This window comes from Flavobacterium enshiense DK69 (assembly GCF_000498495.1).
GTDB lineage: Bacteria > Bacteroidota > Bacteroidia > Flavobacteriales > Flavobacteriaceae > Flavobacterium > Flavobacterium enshiense.
The window spans coordinates 14,208-31,666 of sequence record NZ_AVCS01000024.1 but is presented as its reverse complement, the minus strand read 5'-3'; the positions used below and the strand labels follow the sequence as shown (position 1 = coordinate 31,666).

Annotated in this window: 16 protein-coding genes; 12 read left to right on the top strand and 4 right to left on the bottom strand. The window is 38.5% G+C overall.

Annotated elements, in window-relative coordinates:
• Nucleotides 1-157: 157 nt before the first annotated feature.
• The 8 genes from FEDK69T_RS12760 (at nucleotide 158) to aroA (ending at nucleotide 7,176) form a co-directional block, all read left to right on the top strand.
• Complete coding sequence (locus FEDK69T_RS12760; protein WP_035630722.1) at nucleotides 158-985, top strand: prephenate dehydratase; 828 nt, start codon at nucleotides 158-160, stop codon at nucleotides 983-985.
• A complete protein-coding gene (locus tag FEDK69T_RS12755) occupies nucleotides 982-2,127 on the top strand; it encodes a pyridoxal phosphate-dependent aminotransferase (protein WP_035630705.1) in 1,146 nt (381 codons plus the stop codon). The genes FEDK69T_RS12760 and FEDK69T_RS12755 overlap by 4 nt, the downstream gene beginning before the upstream one ends.
• Before the next feature lie 17 nt (nucleotides 2,128-2,144).
• A complete protein-coding gene (locus tag FEDK69T_RS12750) occupies nucleotides 2,145-3,020 on the top strand; it encodes a prephenate dehydrogenase (protein ID WP_035630721.1) in 876 nt (291 codons plus the stop codon).
• Nucleotides 3,010-4,089 carry a bifunctional 3-deoxy-7-phosphoheptulonate synthase/chorismate mutase type II gene (locus FEDK69T_RS12745; RefSeq protein WP_035630704.1) on the top strand — a complete coding sequence of 360 codons (1,080 nt, stop codon included), beginning with the start codon at nucleotides 3,010-3,012 and terminating at the stop codon, nucleotides 4,087-4,089. The genes FEDK69T_RS12750 and FEDK69T_RS12745 overlap by 11 nt, the downstream gene beginning before the upstream one ends.
• Before the next feature lie 85 nt (nucleotides 4,090-4,174).
• Nucleotides 4,175-5,155 (top strand): ribosome small subunit-dependent GTPase A, encoded by a 981-nt coding sequence (gene rsgA / locus FEDK69T_RS12740; protein WP_023574586.1) that lies wholly within the window; start codon nucleotides 4,175-4,177, stop codon nucleotides 5,153-5,155.
• A 16-nt stretch (nucleotides 5,156-5,171) separates the two neighbouring features.
• A complete protein-coding gene (gene dtd / locus FEDK69T_RS12735; RefSeq protein WP_023574585.1) occupies nucleotides 5,172-5,624 on the top strand; it encodes a D-aminoacyl-tRNA deacylase in 453 nt (150 codons plus the stop codon).
• Entirely contained in the window at nucleotides 5,624-5,950 is a 327-nt protein-coding gene (locus FEDK69T_RS12730; RefSeq protein WP_035630703.1) for a nucleotide pyrophosphohydrolase, read from the top strand. The genes dtd and FEDK69T_RS12730 overlap by 1 nt, the downstream gene beginning before the upstream one ends.
• 2 nt (nucleotides 5,951-5,952) lie before the next feature.
• Nucleotides 5,953-7,176, top strand: a complete 1,224-nt coding sequence (aroA, locus tag FEDK69T_RS12725; protein WP_023574583.1) for a 3-phosphoshikimate 1-carboxyvinyltransferase — start codon at nucleotides 5,953-5,955, stop codon at nucleotides 7,174-7,176.
• 1 nt (nucleotide 7,177) lies between these two features.
• Here aroA and FEDK69T_RS12720 read toward each other — a convergent pair whose 3' ends face one another.
• Both FEDK69T_RS12720 and FEDK69T_RS15965 read right to left on the bottom strand, forming a co-directional pair.
• A complete protein-coding gene (locus FEDK69T_RS12720; protein ID WP_023574582.1) occupies nucleotides 7,178-7,924 on the bottom strand; it encodes a LytR/AlgR family response regulator transcription factor in 747 nt (248 codons plus the stop codon).
• 4 nt (nucleotides 7,925-7,928) lie between these two features.
• Complete coding sequence (locus FEDK69T_RS15965; protein WP_081711722.1) at nucleotides 7,929-10,814, bottom strand: sensor histidine kinase; 2,886 nt, start codon at nucleotides 10,812-10,814, stop codon at nucleotides 7,929-7,931.
• A gap of 606 nt (nucleotides 10,815-11,420) precedes the next feature.
• Here FEDK69T_RS15965 and queA point away from each other — a divergent pair.
• The 4 genes from queA (at nucleotide 11,421) to FEDK69T_RS12695 (ending at nucleotide 16,579) form a co-directional block, all read left to right on the top strand.
• Nucleotides 11,421-12,470, top strand: a complete 1,050-nt coding sequence (queA, locus tag FEDK69T_RS12710; protein WP_023574579.1) for a tRNA preQ1(34) S-adenosylmethionine ribosyltransferase-isomerase QueA — start codon at nucleotides 11,421-11,423, stop codon at nucleotides 12,468-12,470.
• A gap of 262 nt (nucleotides 12,471-12,732) precedes the next feature.
• Nucleotides 12,733-14,028 (top strand): kynureninase, encoded by a 1,296-nt coding sequence (gene kynU / locus FEDK69T_RS12705; RefSeq protein ID WP_023574578.1) that lies wholly within the window; start codon nucleotides 12,733-12,735, stop codon nucleotides 14,026-14,028.
• Between the two features lie 13 nt (nucleotides 14,029-14,041).
• A complete protein-coding gene (locus FEDK69T_RS12700) occupies nucleotides 14,042-15,118 on the top strand; it encodes an agmatinase family protein (protein WP_023574577.1) in 1,077 nt (358 codons plus the stop codon).
• Nucleotides 15,119-15,235: 117 nt separating this feature from the next.
• Entirely contained in the window at nucleotides 15,236-16,579 is a 1,344-nt protein-coding gene (locus FEDK69T_RS12695; protein WP_023574576.1) for an FAD-dependent oxidoreductase, read from the top strand.
• Nucleotides 16,580-16,600: 21 nt separating this feature from the next.
• Here FEDK69T_RS12695 and FEDK69T_RS12690 read toward each other — a convergent pair whose 3' ends face one another.
• Both FEDK69T_RS12690 and FEDK69T_RS12685 read right to left on the bottom strand, forming a co-directional pair.
• Entirely contained in the window at nucleotides 16,601-16,963 is a 363-nt protein-coding gene (locus FEDK69T_RS12690; protein ID WP_023574575.1) for a cupin domain-containing protein, read from the bottom strand.
• A gap of 48 nt (nucleotides 16,964-17,011) precedes the next feature.
• A complete protein-coding gene (locus FEDK69T_RS12685; protein ID WP_162147252.1) occupies nucleotides 17,012-17,449 on the bottom strand; it encodes a YybH family protein in 438 nt (145 codons plus the stop codon).
• Nucleotides 17,450-17,459: the final 10 nt, after the last annotated feature.

Sequence of the window (17,459 nt, the reverse complement as noted above, 5' to 3'; positions counted from 1 at the left end):
GCAATGAACTTAAATAACACATTTTTTAGCAACAATTTCTTTTATTTCTATTGGAAAATGGAAAGGGATTGTCGTATGGTTATTTAACTGAAAAAGTAAATACAATTATCATAATACAATCCCGATGCTTCATCGGGATTTTTTTTTGGACAAAATCATGGAAAAACGAATTGCAATTCAGGGAATCAGAGGCTCATTTCATCATCAGGTAGCGAAAGAATTTTTTAACGAAGATACTTTTCTCGATGAGTGCATGTCGTTTGAGAGCTTGGTAACCAGTTTGATAGAAAACAAAGCACAGCAGGGTGTCATGGCGCTGGAGAATTCTATTGCCGGTTCGATAATTCCGAATTATGCCCTGATTGACAATAACGATCTGCATATTGTTGGTGAACATTATCTCGATATCCACATGAATCTGATGGCTATTAAAGGGCAGAAAATTGAGGATATAAAAGAAGTTCATTCACATCCGATTGCCTTATTGCAATGCGCTGTTTTCTTTAAAAAGTATCCGCACATCAGATTAGTGGAAAGTGTAGACACTGCAGAAACGGCCAAGCGTATTAAAGAAGGGAATCTATTGGGGATTGGCGCGGTCGCAGGTCCGATAGCGGCAAAAATGTATGATTTGGAAATAATCGCTTCGGGAATTCACACGGTAAAACCTAACAAAACCCGATTTGCAATTGTGAAAACCAGCAAAGATGAACTTTCTAAAGAGGAAATAAATAAAGCGTCCATAAAATTTGAGTTAGAGGATAAGGCTGGAAATTTATCCACTGTGTTAAATGTGATGAATAACTGTAAGCTGAACCTAACCAAAATCCAGTCGATGCCTGTAATTGAAACCCCGTTCCAATATTCGTTTTTCGTGGATGTGGTTTTTGAAAAGTATGAGCATTATGAAGAGGCAAAAAAGATATTGGAATTAATGACAACACATTTTAAAGTTTTGGGAGAATATAAAAACGCAAGAATATGATAGTAGCAGCAAAACGATTGGAACAAGTACAGGAGTACTACTTTTCGCAAAAACTGCGTGAAGTAGGAAAGTTACTTTCGGAAGGCAAACCTATTCTCAATATGGGAATCGGAAGCCCTGATTTGAGACCGGCACCAAGAGTCATCGAAGCGATTCAAAAATCGATGGGTGATTCTAAAGCGCACCAGTATCAAAGCTATCAGGGATTGCCGGAACTACGAAAAGCGATGGCCGATTTTTACGCCAAAAATTTTAATGTTACTGTCGATTTCAATTCGGAAATATTGCCGCTGATGGGTTCTAAAGAAGGGATCATGCATATTTCATTGGCTTTTCTGAATGAAGGCGATGCGGTTTTGATTCCTAATCCGGGTTATCCAACGTATGCTTCCGTGACGGAATTAGTAGGAGCTCAATCGGTTTTTTACGATCTGAAAGCTGAAAACAATTGGGAACCTGATTTTGAGGCACTGGAAAAACAGGATTTGTCCAATGTGAAAATCATGTGGGTGAATTACCCTAATATGCCAACAGGTGCTTCCGGAAGCTTGCAGTTATTTGAGAAGTTGGTGGCTTTTGCCAAAAAGCATGCTATTGTATTGGTTAATGATAACCCTTATAGTTTTGTCCTGAACGATAATCCCATTTCTATTTTACAGGTAGAGGGAGCCAAAGAAGTGGCGTTGGAGCTGAATTCATTGAGCAAAACGTTTAATCTTTCCGGTTGGCGTGTAGGGATGGTATTGGGCGATTCAAAACTGATTGAAGCCGTATTGAAAGTGAAAAGCAATATGGACAGCGGAATGTTCTACGGTATTCAGAAAGGTGCGGTCGAAGCTTTGCAATTGGGAGCCGATTGGTTTAAGGATCAGAACGATATTTATAGTAAAAGAAGGCTCTTGGTTTTTGAACTGGCGAAACGATTAGGATGTTCCTTTGATGAAAAAGCGGTAGGTATGTTTGTTTGGGCCAAGTTGCCGGAAGGGGTTGCTTCGGCTAACGAGTATGTGGATGAACTGCTGTATGATAAAAATCTGTTTCTCGCTCCGGGAACTATTTTTGGCAGTAATGGAGAAGGATACATCCGATTTTCATTGTGTGTGGATGAAACATTAATTAAAGAAGCATTAAAACGATTCTGATGGAAAGTAATGAGAAGATAAACGTATTTGTTATCGGTTTGGGATTGATAGGTGGTTCTCTGGCTTTGGATTTGAAGGCAATAAACAGTCGGGCCACAATTTTTGGTATCGACACAAATGACCTACATCTGGAAAAAGCTTTAGAATTGGGGCTAATAGACGAGAAAGCGGCTTTTGAAGATTTGTCTCAAGCCGATTGGGTGATTTTAGCCATCCCTGTCGATAAAATGACGGAAGTTTTGCCGCAGATTTTAAACGGAATCAAAGACGAAGCGATAGTTTTAGATGTAGGTTCAACGAAAGAACAAATTTGCAAATCGGTTGAAAATCATCCGAAACGACGAAATTTCATGGCGGCACATCCAATCGCGGGAACTGAATTTTCTGGACCTTCGGCGGCACAAAGAGGTTTGTTTATAGGAAAAACAAACATTATTTGCGAAGTGGAAAAAACAGCTTCCAGTCTGCAGCAAAAAGCGTTGCGGTTTTTTAATGACATCGGGATGCACATTCGTTATATGGATCCGAAATCTCATGACAAACATATTGCATATGTCTCGCATTTGTCGCATATTAGTTCTTTTATGTTGGGGAAAACCGTGATTGAAAAAGAGAAAAACGAACGAGATATTTTTGACATGGCAGGAAGTGGTTTTGAGAGTACGGTTCGTTTGGCGAAAAGTTCACCTTCGATGTGGACGCCTATTTTCAAACAAAACAAGGAAGAGTTGTTAAAGCCATTATCCGAGTATATCGATAATTTGAATCGGTTTAAGGAATTGCTGGAAAACGATGATTTTGAGGCAATATATGCGGAGATGGAGCAAACCAACAGAATAAAAGAAATATTAGAAGGTATAAACCTTAAAAAAGAAAGAAGTAATGGAAAATAATAAAAATATGCGCGCCTGGCTGGATGATTTCAAATTGTCACATCCGTTGGTAATAGCAGGTCCGTGCAGCGCTGAAACCGAAGATCAGGTTTTGGCCATTGCAAACGAATTAAAAAATTCAGACGTAAGTATCTTCCGTGCCGGAATCTGGAAACCTAGAACACGTCCGGGAGGGTTTGAAGGTATTGGTGAAACAGGGTTGAAATGGCTACAGAAAGCCAAGGCAGAAACAGGGCTTTTAATGGCGGTCGAGGTAGCTAATGTGTCTCACGTTAAAATGGCGTTGGAACATGATATCGATGTATTGTGGATTGGCGCGCGAACAGCCGTGAACCCGTTTGCGATTCAGGAAATAGCAGATGCTTTGAAAGATACTGACAAAATTGTGCTGTTGAAAAATCCGGTAAATCCTGATCTGTCGTTATGGTTGGGTGGATTGGAACGTCTGTACAATGCCGGAATAAAGAAATTGGGGGTAATTCACAGAGGATTTTCAACCTACGAAAAATCAAAATACAGGAATAATCCCGAATGGCAGATTGCTATCGATTTGCAGAATCGTTTCCCGGACATACCGATCATTTGTGACCCTTCTCATATTGCCGGAAAACGAGATATGATTCAGGAGATTTCTCAACAGGCGTTGGATTTGAATTTTGACGGACTGATTATTGAAACTCATATCGATCCGGATCATGCGTGGAGCGATGCCGCACAGCAGGTTACTCCGGATACTTTGAAGCAGATTTTTAAGGATTTGCGCGTGAGAAAGGAAACAGATGAAGCGGATGATTTCAATAATCGAATGAATAAATTACGTACTCAAATTGACGATTTGGATGCGAAGCTGTTGGAAATTTTAGGCAAGCGAATGAAAATCGCAGAGAAAATCGGTACGCTGAAAAAAGAGAAAAATGTGGCGATTTTACAAAGCAGCCGTTGGCATGAAATTTTAGGCAAAATGGTTTTGGAAGGGGAAGAAAAAGGACTGAGCGAAGAGTTTGTGCTGAAACTGTTCAAGGCAATCCATCAGGAAAGTATTTCGCACCAAGAGAAAGTGATGAGATAATTACGAATTTCAAATTACGAATTATCAGCTATAATAGTTGTAATTTTGCCATGCGTAATTTGGAATTCATAATTCGTAATTAAATATGACAGGAACCGTTTATAAATCTACAGGAAGTTGGTATACCATAAAAACAGAAAACAATTCGTTTTTAGAATGCCGTATTAAAGGTAAATTCCGAATGAAAGGAATAAAAAGTACCAATCCGATTGCCGTGGGGGATGTTGTTGATTACGATCTTGAAGAAACTGCAGACGTAACTACCGGATTGATTACAAAAATTCATGACAGGAAAAACTACATCGTTCGTAAATCGGTAAATTTATCGAAGCAGACACATATCATTGCATCTAATATCGATTTGGTTTTTTTGTTGGTTACGATAAATAATCCGCCTACAACGACGAGTTTTATTGACCGTTTTTTGGTTACTGCGGAAGCTTATGGGATCGAAGCGGTTCTGGTATTCAATAAAATTGACACTTTTGACGAAGCCATGCTTGATGAACAGTTGTACCTGCAATATATTTATTCCAATATAGGTTATAAATGCCTGAGGGTTTCTTCCACCGAAGGTAAAGGGACTGAGGAACTGAAAGAGATGATGAAGGGGAAAGTTTCCATGTTCTCCGGGCATTCTGGCGTTGGAAAATCTACTTTAGTTAATGCGCTGGAACCTTCCCTAAATCTGAAAACAAAAAAGATTTCGGAACAACATCAGCAAGGGCAACATACGACGACTTTTGCGGAAATGTTCGATTTGTCTTTCGGTGCCCAAATTATAGATACACCGGGAATTCGCGGATTCGGAATTGTTGATATGGAAAAACAGGAGATAGGAGATTACTTCCCGGAGTTTTTTGCATTGAAAGATAAATGTAAGTTCAACAATTGCCTGCACAAAGATGAGCCGCATTGCGCTGTCAAGGAAGCTCTTGAAAAAGATGAAATTGCCTGGTCGCGTTATAAAAGCTATCTTCAGATTCTGGAGGGGGATGATGAGAATTACCGTTCTGATATTTATGGAGATGACCGTGAGGCGAGTGACAGAACAAGACAATCTTAAGTTATCCTGAATTTTAATGAAAGCTGTAATACAAAGGGTTTCCGAAGCTTCGGTTACCATTGAAGGAAAAAAAGTCGCGGAAATCGGAAAGGGATTGTTAGTTTTAGTTGGGGTGGAAGACACTTCCAATCAGGAAGATATAGTTTGGCTATCCTCTAAGATTATCAACCTGCGTGTTTTTGGTGATGACAATGGAGTGATGAATCTTTCCGTTAAAGATGTGGATGGTGACGTTATTGTAGTCAGTCAATTTACTCTGCATGCTTCTACTAAAAAAGGAAACCGTCCATCATACATCAAAGCTTCAAAACCAGATTATGCTGTTCCTGTTTATGAAAAATTTGTTGCTCAAATGGAGAGCGATTTAGGTAAAAAAGTACAAACCGGAGAATTTGGTGCCGATATGAAAGTGGCGCTGATTAATGATGGGCCAGTTACGATAATAATTGATACTAAGAATAAAGAATAATGGATATAAAAAATGCTCAATTAGAAGTTGACAACTGGATTAAAAACCATGGTGTCCGCTATTTTAATGAATTGACCAATATGGCGCAACTTACCGAAGAAGTAGGTGAAGTAGCCCGAATCATTGCGCGTCGCTACGGCGAACAATCAGAAAAAGAAAGCGACAAAAACAAAGATCTTGGCGAGGAATTAGCCGATGTGGTTTTTGTGGTTTTATGTTTGGCCAACCAAACGGGAGTGGATTTACAGGCGGCTTTCGATAAAAAACTGGATCTGAAAACCAAACGCGACCACGACCGTCATCATAATAACGAGAAATTGAAATAATAGTGGATTTACTTTTAGAGTCATCGGTCTGTAATTTGCAAAACGTTATCCGTATCTCTGGTTCAAAATCAGAGACGAATCGTTTATTGTTGTTACAGGCGCTGTATCCAAACATCGTTTTGGAAAATAGTTCCGATTCTGATGATTCTAAAGTAATGATCAAAGCATTGCAAAGTGATGAGGTATTGAAAGATATTCATCATGCCGGAACCGCAATGCGTTTCTTAACGGCCTTTTGTACTGTTCAGGAAGGGAAAGAAGTGATTTTGACGGGTTCTTCCCGTATGAAAGAACGTCCGATACAAATTCTGGTGGATGCCTTACGACAGTTGGGTGCTCTAGTTGAGTACGAAGAAAAAGAAGGTTATCCACCGTTGCGAATCACCGGAAAAAAAATAATCAAGAATAAAGTTAGTCTAAAAGCAGATGTAAGCAGTCAGTACATTTCTGCATTGCTTTTAATTGCTCCAAAACTGGAAAACGGACTGGAACTGACGTTGGAAGGAAGCATCACTTCGGTTCCTTACATTAAGATGACATTACAATTACTCAATGAAATTGGGGTAAGAGCTTCTTTTGAAGGGAATGTTATTAAGGTTTCTCATGCGGAAAAGATTGCCTCAAGAGTTATTACGGTGGAATCCGATTGGTCTTCGGCTTCTTATTTTTATTCGGTTGTAGCTTTGTCGGCTATTGGAACTGAAATTAAATTGTCGAGCTATAAACAAAGCAGTTTGCAGGGTGACAGTATTTTGGCTGAAATTTATGAGGAATTGGGAGTGTCTACAACCTTTGTTGATGATTCCGTTATTATTAAAAAAGAAAACGTTTCTAAAAAAGAGATAAACCGCAATCTCAATGCGTCACCCGATATCGCGCAAACTATAGCCGTAACTTGTTTCGGGTTGGGAGTTGGATGTCATTTGACCGGATTGCATACGCTGAAAATTAAAGAAACCGATCGACTGGAAGCTCTGAAAAATGAATTGGGTAAATTGGGGGCAAGCGTTTCCGTGACCAACGATAGCCTAACCTTAGCGCCTTCATCGGAAATTAATAAAAACGCACACATTAAAACGTATCAGGATCATCGCATGGCAATGGCTTTTGCTCCGTTAGCGCTAAAAGTACCTGTCGTGATTGAAGATGCTGAAGTTGTTTCCAAATCCTACACTAATTTTTGGGAGGATCTTAAAAGCATTGGTATTATTGTGAATCCTATATAAATTACCTTTTTACTATTTGAATCCTGTCTAAGATTGTTTGTGTTTTGTCCGGTGAAACGGGAATTTGGATGTTGTTTCCCATTTCCAGAAAGCCGCCTTCTGATTTGTTAAAGGCAATCACATGGTCAAAATTCACAATATACGATTTGTGGACTCTTATGAAACGGTTATCCGGGCATAAAATATCTTCGAAATTCTTTAAATTACGGCTCACCAAACGCTTTGGGCTGTCTGTGAAGAATACCTCTGAGTAAGCGCCTTCGCCTTTTATATACTGAATTTTATTGCTGTCCAGGAATATCAGGCTGTTGGCTGAAGGGACAGCTATTTTAGTTAAAGTTTCCTGTTGCAGGTTTTCTTTTAAAACTTTGAAGCTTTCAATTTTTTGTTTTTGTTTTTGTGCGCGTTTAACTGCTTCGGTTAATTCTTCCGGGGCTATAGGTTTTAGCAAATAATCGATGGCTGAGAATTTAAACGCCTGAATCGCATACTCATTATAGGCTGTGGTGAAGATAATGCCGAAATTCACTTCTTCTTCATCAAAAAAATCCAATAATTCAAGACCGCTGTGTCCGGGCATTTCAATGTCAAGGAAGACCAGATCCGGCTGAAGTTTTCTAATCGATTTTACTCCCGATGAAAGATTTTCACATTCAGCAATTACCTCTATGGTCGGACAGTATTCCGCCAGAAGTAATGAGAGGTTAACTCTTGCTCTTTTTTCGTCGTCTATAATTATTGCTTTCATAGGTTTATTGCGTTATAGGAATGGTGAAAATTACCGTTGTTCCCTCAGGTTGATCGTCCGCTGATATTTTGTCAATGTACGAAAAAGTTATGTTCTTTTGTGTAAACTGGTTCAATAAATCAACTCTGTTCTGAATGGCGTTTGTGGCAAACGAACGATGATTTTTATTCTTGACCGCATTCAGTTCGGCACTTTTTTTTCTTCCGATACCGTTATCGTCGATGCTGATTTTCAAGTCATCATTTATTTTTTCAAATGAGATTTGGAGCAGCTTTTTGCCTTCTTTATGTAGTAAGCCATGTTTTACGGCATTTTCCACATAGGGCTGTAAAAGCATTGACGGTATTTTGATGTTTTCGGAATCAACATTGTCTTTTACGGTTATTTCATACTCGAAATCATCTTCAAAACGCGCTTTTTCAATATCCAGATACAAACGTAAAGTTTTTACTTCCTCTGAAACAGTTATAGCTTCTTTTTCCGTCATCTCTAAAATTGTTCGGGTCAGATTCGAAAATTTGGACAAGTAATTTACAGCCTGCTTCTTGTCATTTGACAGGATGTAGGACTGAATGGTGTTTAAGGCATTGTAAAAGAAATGCGGGTTCATTTGCGATTTTACTGCCTTAAGTTTTGACTGGTTCAGATTCTTTTCCAAATTAATTTTGTCAAGTTGCATCTGGTTTCTTTTCTCAATTTTCTGTATTTGTTTTTTATAATACGAAAAGAGCAGGAAAATAAATAGAGCAGACGCTAAAATGACAACTATAGGGTTTAACCAAAAAGGTTTTTTTATGATAAATTCGATTTCCTGAACAGTTAGTTTTTTGTTTTCAGGACCTATTTTTAGGGAGACAGTATATTTGCCCGGAGACAAAGATGATAAAATCAGGCTGCGGTTGTCTGGGTCCAACGGATTCCATTTTGAGTCGTTTATTTTGTAATAAACGTCATATTTTTCGTTTGGTATAAACGACAAGAGCGAGAAATTTATCTTGATGTCATTCTGGTTGTAACTTAACGTCGGAATACTGTCAGGGCTGAAACTTTTTTCACCTGCCAGAAGTCCGTTAATGCTTAGTTGAGGTTGTATTGGTGCTTTATAACGGTTGACTTCTTTTACAATTATTCCCTTGGCAGAAGCAAGATAGATGATGTTGTTAATTAAGGCAAGGTCGGTTATTTCGATGTCTTGCGTTAGATTGATTATTTTTCGGAATCGGTTTGTGACCAGGTTTACTTCATAAATGGCTTGATCGCTAAATAAAAACAAAGAGTTGTTTTCCAGGTCTATTCTTCCGAATTTTTCGTTTTGAAGCATCTTAGGTATCAGAATAGATTTTGGGAAGACATATGGTTTTACGTTGTTAAACCGATCAATCGTATATACTTTTTCATTGCTGGACACTGCATACAGCAATGAATTGAAATATTTCAGTTTAGTGAGGTAGATGGATTTGTTGTTGTATTTTATTTCCTTGCTTCCTTTAAGGGAATAGGCTATTAAGCCGTTATTGGTCGCATAATAAATGGTTTTGTTTGCGGGGTTGTAAGCCGTTGATTTGCCATTGTGGTTCTTTAGGAGGTACGCCTGATTGAAGTTAGGTTTCGTAAGGGCTTTGTTTTTGTTGAAAACAGCATCCCATTCGCTTTTCTCATTGTTGTTTACTCCAAAAATGCCAGAGATTCCGGTTGCGGCATAAGAGCAATATTTTGAATCAATACGGGAAATATCCTTAATGGAAACTTTAAGCTCGTAACGTAAATTTCCTTTCAGATTTTTAAACTTTGAAGAAGTGAAGAAAAACTGATTGTTTTTGGAATCGTATGTTAGCTGGTTGATGCTGTGGTTGCTGTTTCCTTTATAAATAGGAGAGATTGCATCAGTATATAAATCCATTTTCCAAAGTTCATCTTTTTCGGAGCCTATAAATAAATTGGATCCGGATGCGGCAAACACTATTGGCCTAGGTGTTAACTCGTAAAGTTTTGTGTCGAAATTTTCAATGAAAAAAAGGCCTTCGGTTATAGTGGAAACCCAATAGTTTTTTTGGTTATCCATGAACACATATGATATGTTGTCTCTTTTAAAAAAAGCTTTGTACTCGTTGGTTTTGGTATTTAAACGAAAAACTCCTTTAGTAGTGCAGAGCCAGTGCTTGTTTTCTATCGAGGCAATATTTTGAATAAAATTAGCCGAAAACGGTAGCTTTTTTTTAGTAAAGACTCCGTTTTTATACAGGTGGTAGATGTTGGAGTATTTGGAGGCTATAATCAGGCCTTCAGCAGAGCCTTGTAACACAGGAGCTTCGAAATTTTTTGTGTTTTGAGGAAGAGAAGTGGTTGTTTTCCGACCTTGTTCATTAAATTCATTAAGTGTTTTGCCTAAAATAAAAAATGTAGTCCCATCACAAAAAGTTGTCCCTAGTTCACTGTATTCTAAGGAGATCTTTTTCTCTGCCTTTAGGGTTTTCAAATTGTATATGTAAAGATTGCCGGATTTTATTGCAAACAGTTTGTTGTTGATAATGCCATAAGGAAAGTAGCCCGCAGAAGCGGTTTGTGTCAGGGTTTTTAGTTTTCCTTTTTCAACATAATACAAATATCCGTCAAAATTTTCATACCATATTCTGCCGTACAAATCTTCTTTGATGCAGGATCCTGATTTAGACGTTTGAAAATCGGCTGAAAAAGTTTTAAATGTGTTTCCGTCATAGCGGCATAGTCCGTTTCCGGTGGCAAACCACATAAAGCCTTTGCTGTCCTGAAAAATATCATATACACTGTTCGAGGGAAGGCCAGATGATTTGTCGATGCTGTGATAGTACGGATTTTGACTTACAGCTAATCCCGAAATTAAAAAAAAGAGTATGTAAAAAAAGTGCTTCAAATGCTATTGATTTCAAACAAATATAAGAAATTGCAAGACTTAATTGAGTTGTGTGGTGGTGAAATCCGCATCTTAAACAATGAAAGTTGTATCTGTGAGAAAAAATGTAGGAATTTCATAAACTGAAAACGCTGTTTGGTAAACTGAGTTAGTTTTGAATAAATACAGTGAGTATATTTGATACTGATTCTAAGAATGCAATTCCGTTAGGATTGTAGGGTTAGTTTTTTTGGGGAAATGAAAACAATGAAGCATTGATTTCCATTGCGGGAATCAGTGTTTCAGGTTTTCGATTAATAAAACCCCGGGGCAAAACAGGAATGTTTACTTTAATCTTCTTCTTTTTGAAAGCAACTGTTTAGTCTGTATTTTGCGATTCCGCTCCCTTTTAGTTTATTTGATTAATTGCTTTCACGAAAATTTGTGTAATTAGTAATGAAGTGTTTAGGTTTTGAAGTGCTGTGCAAGGCTTTCTGATGGACGATTATAAAAATAAAAGCTAAAACACTTGACAAGGCCTCTTTCACGATAGTATATTTGCAACCTATTTATTATTCAGGTACAATTCTGAATTCTAACTTCTAATTTAAAATTTACAAAAAAAACATGAAGTTATCAAATTTTAATTTTAACCTTCCGGCAGAACTTTTGGCCGAATTCCCTGCAGAAAACAGAGACGAGGCACGCCTTATGGTCGTAAACAGAAAAACACAAACCATCGAACACAAATTGTTTAAAGATGTTTTGGACTATTTTGGGGAAGGTGATGTGATGGTTTTGAACAATACAAAAGTTTTTCCGGCCCGTCTTTACGGGAATAAGGAAAAAACAGGTGCCAGAATCGAGGTTTTTTTATTGCGTGAATTGAATGCTGAACAGCGTTTGTGGGATGTTTTGGTTGATCCGGCCAGAAAAATCCGTATCGGTAATAAATTATATTTTGGCGATGACGATTCATTGGTAGCAGAGGTTATTGATAATACAACTTCCCGAGGAAGAACTTTACGCTTTTTATATGACGGTTCTTATGAAGAATTCCGTGCAAAATTGCTTGAACTTGGCGAAACACCAATCCCTAAATACATTAACCGTGAAGTAACTCCGGAAGATGCAGAGCGTTATCAAACGATTTATGCTAAGGAAGAAGGTGCGGTTGCGGCTCCTACTGCAGGTTTGCATTTCTCGAAGCACCTGATGAAACGCCTTGAAATTAAAGGAGTTGAATTTGCTGAAATAACGCTTCACGTTGGATTGGGAACTTTCAATCCGGTGGAAGTTGAAGATTTGTCAAAACATAAAATGGATTCGGAAGAATTGAAAATAACGCAGGAAGCCTGTGATATTGTCAATAAAGCGAAATTGGCAAAAAAAAGAGTATGTGCTGTTGGTACTACAACAATGCGTGCGATGGAAAGCTCGGTTTCTTCTTCAAAAACATTGAACCCATATGAGGGGTGGACTAATAAATTCATCTTCCCTCCATATGATTTTAGCGTTGCCGATTGTATGATTACCAATTTCCATACGCCGAAATCAACGTTGTTGATGATGATTTCTGCATTTTGCGGTCATGATTTAATGCGTAAAGCATATGATGAAGCAGTTAAGGAGAAATATAAATTCTACTCTTATGGAGATGCTATGTTGATTTTATAAAATCCTAGGAATAAATAATATGTGAATCCGGCCTTAACAGGTCGGATTTTTTTGTCATTTAGTTTTTTTTCACAGGGGTATTTGTTTATGTTAAATAAAACCGTCTGACTCCCTTAGTTCTATGGTTGAACGATCATTTTGTATGCATTCATAGTATTTTTTGTATTTTTTGTTTGATAAGTGTTGAATATCAATAGAAATTTATGGATGTGAGTATATTTTTTTTCTTATTTTTACCCCCCTATTAAAAAAACAAATGTCGATGGATTTCGAAAATACACGTGAATTTGCACGAGGATTAGACGCGAAGGACGCGCTAAGAAGCTATAGAGATGAATTTATCTTCCCGAAAGTTGACGGGAAACAGGTGATTTACTTTGTCGGTAATTCTCTTGGGTTGCAACCGAAGAGAACAAAAACGTATGTCGATGAAGTCATGAATGATTGGGCAAATCTTGCCGTTGAAGGTCATTTTTATGCCGAAAAGCCATGGTGGGATTATCATGAGCGTTTCGCGGCGCCGCTAAGTAAAATCGTTGGTGGATTGCCTAGTGAGATAACGGTTATGAATACGTTAACAGTTAACCTGCATTTGATGATGGTTACTTTCTATCAGCCTACATCAAAGAGATATAAAATCATTTGTGAAGAAAAAGCATTCCCAAGTGATCAGTATATGTTTCAAAGCCAGGTTAAGTTTCATGGGTATGATCCTAAGGATGCCATTGTGGAAATCAAGCGTCGCGAGGGAGAGCACAATATCCGACTGGAAGACGTTTTAGCCAAGATTGAAGAGGTTGGTGATGAGTTGGCATTGGTTTTAATCGGAGGAGTAAATTACTACACAGGACAGGTTTTTGATATGAAAACCATTACCGCTGCAGGTCATAAAGCTGGAGCTTTTGTGGGTTGGGATTTAGCTCATGCCGCAGGAAATATAAAATTGGAACTTCACGATTGGGGTGTAGATTTCGCAGCATGGTGTAGTTATAAATATATGAATTCAGGACCAGGAAATGCTTCGGGTTGCTTTGTTCATGAAAAACATCATCAAAACAGTGATTTGCCAAGGTTCGCAGGATGGTACGGTCATAATAAGGTGCGTCGATTCAAAATGGAACCGCAATTTGATCCGGTTAACGGAGCAGATGGATGGCAAATCAGTAATTTGCCAGTATTGTCATTAGCGCCTTATTTGGCTTCTGTGGAAATGTTTTCCGAAGTAGGGATGGATAAGCTGATAGAAAAACGTAACCTGCTTACGTCTTATCTGGAATTTATACTTCATGAAGTTGATAAAGAAATTGAAGGAGCAGAATTTGAGATTATTACCCCTTCGAATCAAGACGAGAGAGCTTGCCAGCTTTCTGTTTTCCTTCATGGCCAAGGAAGAACATTGTTTGAATACTTAATGAAAAACGGAGTAATCACCGACTGGCGTGAACCTAATGTGATTCGTTTGGCTCCTGCGCCATTCTATTGCTCGTTTGAAGATATGTATGAATTCGGACAGGTGCTTAAGAAAGGAATTTTAGTAAAGGATAAATCTTTGGTTTAATTGATTCTATAAAATGACAAAGGAACAAATATTAAAAAATTTTGACCCGTCTCAACCAGGCTTAGCTGATGCGACAGTTTTTGGACTCCCTTTTTCGGCAAAGCAAAGCGAGATTGTTGTAATCCCGGTGCCATGGGAGGTGACTGTAAGTTACGGGGCAGGAGCTTCTGAAGGACCTGCAGCCATTATGGATGCTTCTTTTCAGGTTGATTTAAATCACCAAGAGTTTCCGGAACTTTGGAAATTAGGGATTTATATGGACGAAGCGCCAGGTCATTGGGCAAAAAATTCTGAAAAATATAAAGGGTTGGCACAACCAATCATTGAAGCTTTGGAGGCGGGTGAAGATGTTTCGACATTCCCGGTCTTACAAGCAGATCTTGATAAAATCAACAAGGCATGCAAGGACATGAATGAAGAAGTGAAGAATCGCACGCTTCATTGGTTGAATCAAGGAAAAAAAGCGGTTCTTTTAGGAGGAGATCACAGTACGCCGCTTGGTTACTATCAGGCAATGGCGACAAAACATGATTCTTTCGGGATTCTTCATTTAGATGCCCACATGGATTTGAGAATCGCTTATGAAGGCTTTACCTATTCTCACGCCTCTATCATGTATAATGCGTTGCAGATTCCGCAAATTTCAAAGATTGTTCAGGTAGGAATCCGCGATTTCTGCGAACAGGAAGTGGAAGTGGCGTTGAAAGACCGTGTTTTGGTTCATACCGACATGGATTTAAAACAGGAAACGTTCGAAGGAAAGACATGGCAGCAGCAATGTGATCATATTATCGCCTCATTGCCTGAGAAAGTGTTGATTTCATTCGATATTGACGGAATGTATCCATGGTATTGTCCAAATACAGGTACTCCGGTTCCGGGCGGATTTTCATTTGAGCAGGCTGCTTATTTGTTAAGCCGTTTGGCAGAAACCAATAAGGAAATTATCGGATTTGATTTAGTGGAAGTAGCACCTGGTGATGATGATTGGGACGGAAATGTCGGAGCAAGAATGTTGTTCCATATGTGTGGTGTTTTGGCTAAATCACAAAAAATGGCTGTTGGAAAGAAAATACAATTCAATAGATAATAACAGAGAATCCTCCTTAGCGAGGATTTTCTTTTTTTAAGAAAAATGCTTTTCCGATAAATATCAGTTTCATAAATAAATATTGAGTAAATTTACGCTCTATTCAAGAAAATTTCGATGCAGACTCCCAAGAAGATAGCTGTAGTGGGTTCCGGATTGGTTGGGACACTATTGGCAATTTACCTTAAAAAAGCAGGTCATACCGTTCATGTTTACGACAGAAGTCCGGATATCAGAAAAATTGATTTTTCCGGGCGTTCCATTAATTTGGTAATGTCAGACAGGGGATGGCGAACGCTTCAGGAAATTGGATTGGATGAGGAAATAAAAAAAATCGGTATTCCTGTGGACAAGCGTGCCATTCACATGCTAGGAAGCGAGTTGAATTATCAGTATTACGGTAAAGACGGCGAGGCGATTTTTTCATTGTCCCGCGGGGTGCTGAACCGCAAGATGGTTGATTTAGCCGAAACTGCCGGTGTGGAATTTTTCTTTGATAAAAAGGTTTGGGATGTAACGTTGGCAACAGCGACTTTGCACGAAGGAGAAACCGAAAGAGGTGAGTGGGAAGAGTTGGATTATGATATTGTTTTCGGGGCTGATGGTGCCTTTTCAAGAGTACGTCACCGTATGCAGCGTCAGAGCATGTTCAATTATTCACAAGACTTTATCCGAGTAGGTTATAAAGAACTTCATATTCCTGCCAATGCGGACGGGACTCATAAAATAGATAAAAATTCGTTACATATCTGGCCAAGAGGAGAATTCATGTTAATGGGACTGGCTAACCCGGATGGTTCGTTTACCTGTACGCTTTTCATGCCACATGAAGGGGAAAATTCATTTGAAAAGCTGACAGACAAAGAAACATTGGAGGCCTTTTTCGCCAAGTATTTTCCTGATACGAAAGAAGTGATTCCGGATTTAGTGGAAGATTTCTTTAAAAATCCAACTAGTTATCTGGTAACCATGAAATGTTATCCTTGGACTTATGAAGATAAGGTGGCTTTGATTGGAGATGCGGCCCATGCAATAGTTCCTTTTTACGGTCACGGAATGAATGCCGGTTTTGAAGATATTACGATTTTAAATCAGTTGATGGAAAAACACGGAGACGATTGGTTGACGATCTTTAAAGAATATCAGCAATCACGTAAACCGAATACAGATGCAATAGCTGAACTTTCGTTCCGCAATTTCATGGAAATGAGTACTAAGACTGCCGATGCGAAATTTCATTTGCAGAAGAAAATAGAAAAATGGTTCTCCGATAAGCATCCGGATAAATGGATTCCGTTATACAGCCGTGTAACTTTCAGTCATCATCCCTACTCGGAAGCCTTGGCGGAAGGAGATAAGCAAAATAGAATTATGGAAGAGATTCTCAGTATGGAAAACATAGAGCAAATTTGGGAAACCGAACTTGTAGAGAACAGAATACTGGAATTGTTAAAAAAATAAAAGAGGCATGAGCCTCTTTTTTTATTCTTCACGATGTACTGAATCCATGCTAAAGGCGGGTGTGCATACCGCCAGGTATTCGCACGGTTCTTCAAAAGGATTGGAGTACTGAACCCTAACGTTTCTTTCAATTTTAATAGATTGGCCAGCTTGCAGTACTACTGTTTCATTATCAATAATGAACTGCTTTTTTCCTTTTATTATATAGGTGTATTCGTCGAACTCGGGTGATTGAAACGGTTCGCTCCAGCCCGGAGGTGCTATCATGTGAGCAATGGATATTTCTTTATTGTTGGTGGTTGCCAGCCCGTGGTGTTCTTCAATGACTTTGCCATCGGAAGTAGGAACCACAAAAGGTGCTTTTTGAATAAAATATTTTTTCATGTCGTTTTTTGCGAGGTATACAACCTTGTTAAATGTTAATTTATTGATCTAATCCCAGACATATTTCCAGTTTCCGTCTGATTGTCTTTTCCAAACGGTATGAAAAACGCCTGATGCTGTTTTTGTGTTTCCGAGGGAATCTTTAACTGACCAATTGTATTTTCCGTAAGTATAGGCCAAATCTCCAGAATTGGATATGCTGATAAAATCAGGCGACCAGGTTACGGTGGCTTTTTTGTACTTCGGATTTGAATAATAGTTTCGAATGTTTTCTTTTCCGAAGATTAAGGTGTCATTCTCTCTTTTGATTGTCGCACTGCCATCAGCAAAGTAATAAAAACCTTCAGCAATACCTTTTTTGGCAACCATTTTCTCAAATTCTTTTTCGGCTTTTGCGATTTCACTTTTGTATTCTTCCAGACGTTTGATTTCAGTTTTTACGGTGCAGCCCGTCAACATTGAAATGGCTGAAAAAAATAGGAGCATTATTTTCATG